This is a genomic window from Limnohabitans sp. (assembly GCF_017848645.1).
Taxonomy (GTDB): Bacteria; Pseudomonadota; Gammaproteobacteria; order Burkholderiales; family Burkholderiaceae_C; genus Limnohabitans_A.
The window spans coordinates 1-8,124 of sequence record NZ_JAFEIF010000025.1; the positions used below are offsets into that span (position 1 = coordinate 1).

At 58.6% G+C, this 8,124-nt stretch carries 10 protein-coding genes; 7 read left to right on the top strand and 3 right to left on the bottom strand.

What is annotated here, in order from left to right; translation table 11 throughout:
• Nucleotides 1-146 precede the first annotated feature (146 nt).
• From QZ190_RS06190 to QZ190_RS06205, 4 genes are all read left to right on the top strand, one after another.
• Complete coding sequence (locus QZ190_RS06190; protein WP_291914760.1) at nt 147-482, top strand: transposase; 336 nt, start codon at nt 147-149, stop codon at nt 480-482.
• A gap of 20 nt (nt 483-502) precedes the next feature.
• Nucleotides 503-1,552: an IS3 family transposase gene (locus tag QZ190_RS06195; protein WP_291914762.1), complete on the top strand. Its 1,050-nt coding sequence runs from the start codon at nt 503-505 to the stop codon at nt 1,550-1,552.
• A 294-nt stretch (nt 1,553-1,846) separates the two neighbouring features.
• On the top strand, nt 1,847-2,230 hold the full coding sequence (locus QZ190_RS06200; RefSeq protein ID WP_291914764.1) for a type II toxin-antitoxin system RelE/ParE family toxin: 384 nt from the start codon (nt 1,847-1,849) through the stop codon (nt 2,228-2,230).
• Nucleotides 2,208-2,531, top strand: a complete 324-nt coding sequence (locus tag QZ190_RS06205; protein WP_291914766.1) for a DNA-binding transcriptional regulator — start codon at nt 2,208-2,210, stop codon at nt 2,529-2,531. Before QZ190_RS06200 ends, QZ190_RS06205 begins: the two co-directional genes overlap by 23 nt.
• 413 nt (nt 2,532-2,944) lie before the next feature.
• Here the strand turns inward: QZ190_RS06205 and QZ190_RS06210 are convergent, their stop codons facing one another.
• A complete protein-coding gene (locus tag QZ190_RS06210; RefSeq protein ID WP_291914768.1) occupies nt 2,945-3,988 on the bottom strand; it encodes an acyltransferase in 1,044 nt (347 codons plus the stop codon).
• 224 nt (nt 3,989-4,212) lie between these two features.
• On the opposite strand from QZ190_RS06210, the gene QZ190_RS06215 reads away from it, so the two are divergent.
• Complete coding sequence (locus QZ190_RS06215) at nt 4,213-4,974, top strand: YdcF family protein (RefSeq protein WP_291914770.1); 762 nt, start codon at nt 4,213-4,215, stop codon at nt 4,972-4,974.
• A gap of 231 nt (nt 4,975-5,205) precedes the next feature.
• Nucleotides 5,206-6,654, top strand: a complete 1,449-nt coding sequence (gene argH / locus QZ190_RS06220) for an argininosuccinate lyase (protein WP_291914772.1) — start codon at nt 5,206-5,208, stop codon at nt 6,652-6,654.
• A 44-nt stretch (nt 6,655-6,698) separates the two neighbouring features.
• Here argH and QZ190_RS06225 read toward each other — a convergent pair whose 3' ends face one another.
• Both QZ190_RS06225 and QZ190_RS06230 read right to left on the bottom strand, forming a co-directional pair.
• On the bottom strand, nt 6,699-6,962 hold the full coding sequence (locus QZ190_RS06225) for a type II toxin-antitoxin system ParD family antitoxin (RefSeq protein WP_089955050.1): 264 nt from the start codon (nt 6,960-6,962) through the stop codon (nt 6,699-6,701).
• A 60-nt stretch (nt 6,963-7,022) separates the two neighbouring features.
• Entirely contained in the window at nt 7,023-7,751 is a 729-nt protein-coding gene (locus QZ190_RS06230; RefSeq protein WP_291914776.1) for an SOS response-associated peptidase family protein, read from the bottom strand.
• A gap of 89 nt (nt 7,752-7,840) precedes the next feature.
• On the opposite strand from QZ190_RS06230, the gene QZ190_RS06235 reads away from it, so the two are divergent.
• Nucleotides 7,841-8,124, top strand: a 284-nt coding sequence (locus tag QZ190_RS06235; RefSeq protein WP_291914778.1) for a pseudouridine synthase, incomplete at its 3' end; no start/stop codon positions are given.

Genomic DNA, 8,124 nt, shown 5'->3' on the forward strand with positions numbered 1-8,124 from the left:
AAGGTCAGCTCAAGCAAGTAACCCGTTCAGTTTATTCCCCGCTTCCACCGGCCAGGATAGTTGTCGCCGAGCGGTTAGGATAGTTGACGTCAAGCATGCCGACCTTGTATTCTTGGAAAAAACTCTTTCGCAACCAAGGATTCGTCGTGCCAGCAAAGTCTTCACGCCCAGATGACTGGGATTCCAAAGCCAAGTTGGCCGCCATCATTCAAACGGCCGCTCTGAACGAGGCCCAACGCTCTGAATACTGCCGGCAACACGGCCTGTACCCCGAACAACTGGACGCTTGGAAGGCTGCTTTTGAATCGCTTGAGCCTGATTCAGCGCCTGCCAGCAAGGCCGACTTGGCTCAGCATCGCAAGAAGCTCAAGCAATTGGAAAAAGAGATCCTCAGAAAGGACAAGGCATTGGCCGAAGCGGCCGCCTTGCTGGTGCTGTCAAAAAAAGCCCAGGCCATCTGGGGCACCAAAGAGGAAGACTGATTCCTCTGAAGATGAAACAGATGGCCATCCAATTGATCACCGAGGCGGTGGCCTGTGGCGCACGCAGCCACAAAGCGTGTGGTGTGCTTGGCATCAGCTGCCGCACCTTGCGCCGCTGGAGCGAGCCTGCCCGCGAGCTCAGTGACCGGCGCGGGCAAGTTGCCCGTGGGCGCATCCACCCGCAAGCCCTCACGCCAGAAGAAAAGCAGGCGATTGTGAACGTGTGCAACACCCCTGAACACGCCAGTTTGCCGCCTTCGCAAATCGTGCCCCGCTTGGCGGACCAGGGGCAGTACCTGGCCTCTGAGTCGAGCTTTTACAGGGTGCTCAAAGAGCACGGACAGGTCAACCGCAGAGGCAAAGCGCAGCCGCCCAAGAAAGTGGCCGCGCCCCAAGCGTGGGTGGCCTATGGGGCCAATCAAGTTTGGAGCTGGGACATCACGTACTTGCCCAGCACGATCAAAGGGCAGTTCATGCGCCTGTACATGGTGCTGGACGTGTTCAGCCGGATGATTGTGGGCTGGGAGGTGCATTGGCAGGAGTCGGCTGAAAACGCATCGACGTTGATCGGCAAGGCCTGCCTGAGCCAAGGCATCAGGCCAGATCAATTGGCTCTGCACTCGGACAACGGCAGCCCGATGAAGGGGGCAACGATGCTGGCGACGCTGCAAAAGCTGGGCGTGGTGCCCTCATTCAGCAGGCCCAGCGTGAGCGATGACAACCCGTACTCGGAGGCCTTGTTTCGCACGCTCAAGTTCACGCCAGCCTATCCGCGAAAGCGGTTTGAGGATTTGGAACAAGCCCGTGCGTGGGTGCACGCATTCGTGACTTGGTACAACACGCAGCATCGGCATAGCGGGATTCAGTTTGTGACGCCTGCGCAAAGGCATGCGGGCCAAGACAACGAGATTTTGCTCAAGCGCAAAGCAGTTTACGAAGCGGCCAAGTGCAGCAATCCGGGGCGATGGAAGTCAAGGCAAACGCGCAACTGGGAGCACATCAAAGAGGTGTGGCTGAATCCGCCAAGGGAGAATCTGAAGTTGCCAGAAAAAATGGCGATAGCCGTTTAGAAAAGCGGACAACTTTGTTGACAAACACCGCAACCGCCGTGGGGCGTATGCCCCGTGCCCACCCTCTAGCGCCTGGCCGTCTGGCCCGTGCGCACCTTGCTCAACCTGTGGGTCAGCGTCTTCTTTCTGGGCGGTGCGCCCATTGACTACAGCGCTGCCAACATCGTGGCTGTGTTGCGTAAAAGGGGCTGATGGTGTTGATGTCACGGTGCTGCATTCACACGTACTTTGTCGCAGAAGTCGAGTGATCTTATGGTGGATTGACGTTTGTAGCACCCAGTGCTACCATTTCCCATGCCTCATGCAACCAAGTCAAGAGCGTTCAAGACCAGAAAATTCAGCAAAAACGCCAAATCCGCTTCCATCACAGACGCCGATCTTTGTGATGCGATCAAGGATGTTATGGCGGGCCAGGCTGTGGACTTGGGTGGAGGTGTTTACAAGAAGAGGCTCAACAAGAACCAACACCGCTCAATCATCTTGGCCAAAGGTGGCGAGTATTGGATTTACGAGTATATGTTTGCCAAGAATGATCGTGACAACATCGATGACGCAGAGTTGGAAATGTTTCGATTGCTGGCAAAGGGGTATCAGGGGTTGAGGAAATCTCAATTAACGAAATTGATTGAAGAGAAGCATCTCTTGGAGATTTGTCATGACGACGAAAAAGAAATTTAAAAGCGATGCCTTTGAGGCCATTCATGAATCTGCTGCTGCCTTGCTCAGGGTCGGTGCAATAGACAAGGCGACGATGCGTAAATTTGATGCATCTTGCCTCGTTAAAACACCAGACTATAAGGCTGTGGAAATCAAAAAAATCAGGGAAAGCGCAAAAGTTAGTCAACCAATCTTTGCTATGTACTTGAACACCAGTGAATCGACGGTTCAAAAGTGGGAAGCCGGAACCAAGAAACCAAGTGGCATGGCTCTCAAGCTACTAGATATTGTCCACAAACATGGCTTGGGCGTGCTCGCCTAACACCGCTCATTTCCTGCCCTCCAATGGAAAGCCTGGGAGACCCAGGCTTTTTGCGTTTTAACGGCCGAGTGTAAATTGGGGTCAGATCCCGATTTATTTGTGGTTAGCTATTGAAGCTAAGCGATCAACTTAATCGAGGCTTTACCTTCTACTTCCAATGCCGACTCAATAGTTGGCTTGTTGTCGAGCAGCAGTTTCAAAACACCAGAACGTGATTGGTTCGGTCTGCGCAGACGAATATGAGCCGGGAAAGATTGGGGTCAGATCCCAATTCATTGAAAGCTCATCGTCCACAGGGTGGGCCCCTGCTGCAACTTGACCGATGTCTGACAGATGTCGGCTATTGCCCGTGATCAGCACTGGGCGTTGGCTTGAAATGAATGTTGCGGGGTCAACGGCATGCCCCTAACCCATCACTTGAACCTCTTGGCAAATCCAATCCAAGGGCGTTCAACGAGGTTGTAGGTCAAGGTGGAAAAGAGCACCGTCAAGCCCAAGGAGAGCACCACGTAGCTGGGTAATGTCAACCATGCCTGCGGCACAACTTCGGGTGTGACATAACGGGCAGCAAACACCAGCACAAAGAGGTGCATCAAATACATGGAGTAGCTGATCACACCCAGTTTGGCCAAGGCACCCAACCACATGGTCTTGGCGTTGAACATGGCCGCAAATAGCGCGACGGCCAATGGGTAAGACAAGCCCAAACGCAGGTCGTCAGCACTGTGGCTGCTGGCGTACCTGAGCAGTGAAAACATGGGCGGTGCCATCAGCAGCAGCAGCGCCCCCCAAAACGCAACACGCCCCCAGCCTGAGGCTTGGCCGCTCTGGCGACTCGTGTTGAACCAGAGCACACCAAAGAGCATGTACATCAGGTTGTAGGGGAAGGACTTCCACTCGAGCGTGACCGGTGATGGCAGCAGACCAAACATCACCGCAGCAAAAACGGTCCACAGCACCAGCATCGCCCCCGCCAGCACCACGGGCTGGAACAGGACGCCACGCAAGACCAACAAAACAGCGAGGAGGTAAAAGACGAGCTCTACCTCGAGCGTCCAATACAAGCCCAGCATGGCTTTGGCGCTCCACAAGCTGGGGAACATGGTGAGGTTCGCCATGATCATGGCGGCATCCGGCAGCGGACTGGTCCAGAAAAAATAGGCCAGCAGCATCGAAAACCAGTAGAGCGGGTAAAGCCGGAAAAACCGGCGTGCCAGAAAATGCCGAATTTGTGTGCCAGGTGCACTGAGCGAGTTGGCCACCACAAAGCCACTGACCATGAAGAAGAGCACCACCCCGATGCGTCCAAAATCAAAGGTGCGCACCAGCGTGTCAAAACCCGCGCCATGCCCAAGGGCCAGGGCACGAGAGGTGAAGTATTCGCTTGAATGCGCCACCACCACCAACACAGCGGCCAAACCGCGCAGTGCGTCAATTTGGATCAGCCTGGAGTTCATGGGTTATTCATTTTTGGGGTCGCGCAGCGGGTAGGAATTTCAACCGCATGAGGTAGGGGGATCATCAATTGGGGCCAGATCATACATGGCATAAATTGGGGCCAGATCCCCATTCTTTCTCCTCGCCCCTGATCTTGGGCCCGGTCCCCAGCCCTTGAGATGCGACATACTGAAAGAGCCGTTAGGCTCTTTTTTGTTGTGGCTGTGTTTTGCAAAAGGTCTTTATGTTTGTGTTGTCCCAACTGATGTCGGCCATCACCCAGCCTGTGTTTTGGTTGGCGCTGTGGTGGGCGGTGGCCTTGCTGGTGATCGGCCGCTGGCGGGGGGCTGCCTTGGGCATGCTTTGGTCGGGCTTGGCGGTGTTGGGGCTGCTCGGTTTTGAGGCTTTGCCCCATGCCTTGTTGCGCCCGCTGGAGAACCAGTACCCGGTGCCGTCTGCGGCACTGGTGGATCGGCAGGTGGGCGTGGTGGTGTTGGGGGGTGCCACGCAGCACCCGCGCAGTTACCAGGCGCATGCGCAGGTGCCTTTGGGCGAGGCTGCCGAGCGCATGACGGTGCCGGTGGGTTTGCTGCGGCAGCATCCGCAGCTGGCTTTGGTGTTTTCGGGGGGTGAAGGGCGCTTGCGGGCCACGGGCGTGACCGAGGCGGATTTGGCGCGGGCGTTTTACCAGGAGCAAGGCCTGGACTTGGCGCGAGTGACGCTGGAGGCGGGTTCGCGCACCACCCGGGAAAACGCACGCCAGGTGGCGGTTTTGCTGGGGCCGCGCTGCCAGGAGCCTTGGTTGCTGGTGACTTCGGCTTGGCACATGCCGCGCGCCATGGCGGAATTTGAATCGGTGGGCTGCCGCGTCACGCCCTACCCGGTCGACTTCAGAACCGGCGCGAGCACGGCCTGGACCGACTATTCGCTGGTCCGCAGTTTGTTGCTGTGGCAAACGGCGCTGCACGAGTGGCTGGGTTGGGCGGTGTATGCCTGGACGCGCTAAGGCAGCTGTGCCACGCCCATCTGTAACGGCTTGAAATCCTGCGGGGGGATATGTTGGTACGCACAGATGGTCATTGCCCGCTACGCCTCGCACCCGGTGGCGGCCAACATCGCCAAGGACCCGCACACCCTGCCCGCTCACCACGCCTTGGCGCTCGCCTTGCTGGCTGACCGATAAGGGCCGAAGGCTGGAAAGCCCAAGCGGATCGAAGCCCGATAAAATTGCGGGCTTATGACAAACCAACTCGACAAAAAATCCCAAGCCTGGTCCGCCCTCTTTTCTGAACCCATGAGCGAGTTGGTCAAGCGCTACACCGCCAGCGTGTTCTTTGACAAGCGACTGTGGCAAGCCGACATCCAGGGCTCGCTGGCCCATGCCGACATGTTGGCGGCGCAAAAGATCATCGCGACCCAAGACCTGGCCGACATCCAGCGCGGCATGGCGCAGATCACGCAAGAGATCGAATCCGGCGCATTTGAATGGAAGCTGGATCTGGAAGATGTGCACCTGAACATCGAGGCGCGCCTGACCCAATTGGTGGGCGACGCTGGCAAGCGCCTGCACACCGGCCGCAGCCGCAACGACCAAGTGGCCACCGATGTGCGCCTGTGGCTGCGCAGCGAGATGGACCTGATCATCGAGTTGCTGGCCGATCTGCAAAAGTCGCTGGTTGATGTGGCCGAGCGCAACGTCGAGGTCATCATGCCCGGCTTCACCCACCTGCAAGTGGCGCAGCCCGTGAGCTTTGCGCACCACCTGCTGGCCTATGTGGAGATGTTCAGTCGGGATGCCGAGCGCATGGTCGACGTGCGCCGCCGCACCAACCGCCTGCCGCTGGGCAGCGCCGCCTTGGCCGGCACCACCTACCCGCTGGACCGCGAGCGCGTGGCCCGCACGCTGGGCATGGTCGATGAGGCGGGCAACCCACAAGTCTGCCAAAACAGCCTGGACGGCGTGAGCGACCGCGACTTCGCGATCGAGTTCACCGCCGCCGCCAGCCTGTGCATGGTGCACATCAGCCGCTTCTCGGAAGAGCTGATCTTGTGGATGAGCCAGAACTTCGGCTTTGTGCGCATTGCCGACCGTTTCACCACCGGCTCGAGCATCATGCCGCAGAAGAAAAACCCCGACGTGCCCGAATTGGCACGCGGAAAAACCGGCCGTGTGGTCGGCCACCTGATGGGCCTGATCACCCTGATGAAGGGCCAGCCCCTGGCCTACAACAAAGACAACCAGGAAGACAAAGAGCCGCTGTTCGACACGGTGGACACGCTCAAGGACACGCTGCGCATCTTCAGCGAGATGGTGGGTGGTCAAGTCAACCCGGCCACGGGCAATAAAGAAGGCGGCATCACCGTCAATGCTGCGGCCATGGAAGCCGCTGTGAAAAAAGGCTACGCCACGGCCACCGACTTGGCCGACTACTTGGTTAAAAAGGGCCTGCCTTTCCGCGATGCCCACGAAGTGGTGGCCCACGCGGTCAAAACCGCACAAGGCCAGGGCGTGGATTTGTCAGAGCTGCCGCTGGAAACCCTGCAAAAGTTCGACAGCCGCATCGAAGCCGATGTGTTCGGGCCACTCAGCCTGCAAGGCTCAATGAACGCCCGCAATACCTTGGGCGGCACCGCGCCTGAGCAGGTGCGCCGACAAATCGCACGCCACCGCAGCCGCCTGGGCTGAGGTGTCTCTGCGCTTTGCGCTTTGCGCAAACGATACCGTGGACATCAGGGCATCTTTTGAGCGGCACGACCTCGCGCCTTGATGGTGGCCATGTCCATCGGCTTGACGCGTCCTGCTTTGACGTCCTCCATGCCACGCTCAATGTCAGATTTGAGGGCCACCAGACTGGACTGCTGAACAGACTGATACGCTTCAAAGAGCCTGAGCGCCTCTCGAATGACTTCGCTGGCGGAACCATACATGCCCGAAGCAACATGCTGGCGAACCCGGGCCTCGAGCTCCATGGGCAAAGATACATTGAGCGCCATTTGCTTCCCCTTTGATGCCAAAGATTGCCATATTAAGGCATTTGCCGGCAGCGCAATGGCTCAGCGTTTTTGCACCGGATTGGCCAGCAGCAACTGGGCCGGGTAGGCCCGCATGAACTCGCGGGCTTTGTCGATGGGGGCGTTGAGCCAAGCGCCATAAGCGCCTTCGTTCAAGATGGCAGGCATACGTTTTTCGTTGCCGTTTTGGCCGTAGCGGTTCATCAGGGCGTGGCTGTTGGCGTTCACCGTGAGCAGGGTGAAGCTGACGATTTCTTCCTCGCCTTGGGTCCAGCACTCCCACAAACCGGCCACACCCATGGGCTGGCCGTCCACGCGGGCAATGCGCGTGGGCACGGCTTTGCGGCTGCGCCAGTCGTCTTCCAAAAAGGCCTGCATGGGGATGATGCAGCGCTGGCCTTTGAGCCAGGTCTCGCGCGTGGCCGTGGCAGTGCTCATGGTTTCGTAGCGCGTGACGGCCAACTTGGTGGAGCGCAGTTTGGCGTCGGACGCCGACTTGACCCAGGTGGGCACCAGACCAAACTGGCCTTGGGCCAACTCCATCACCAGTGGGCTGGCGGGGGCCTGAACAGGGGCCGTGGCGGCTTCAGCGTCTGCGCCCAACTCGGGTGCTGCAGGCAAAGCGGCCTCTGCCGCCACAACCGCTTTGCGGATGAAAAAACCCGGCTGGCGCGGCCAGACCTCTTTGCCCAGCAGGGCGGCGGGCGGGGCGATGCCAAAGGCCTCGGCGTACAGATCAGGGCTTTTCAGGCATTCGTATTGGGTGCTCATGCGGTCGATGCTAACCCACGGGCGGCGCGGCTCGAACGCGCCCCTGCGACCTGATACGCTCAGCGCTCGATGACAAGACCTGCTAGACCATGCTGATCCGTTTCAACAAGCCCTATGGCGTGCTCAGCCAGTTCACCCCCGAGGGGCGCTGGACCGGGCTGATCGACCACATCGACTTGCCGGGCGTTTACGTGGCTGGGCGGTTGGATGCCGACAGCGAAGGCCTGCTGCTGCTCACCAACGACGGGAAGGAGCAGGCCCGCATTGCCGACCCGCGTTTCAAGATGGAAAAAACCTATCTGGTGCAGGTGGAGGGCATCGTGACCGACCAAGCGCTGACCGCCTTGGCTCGGGGCGTGACGCTGAACGACGG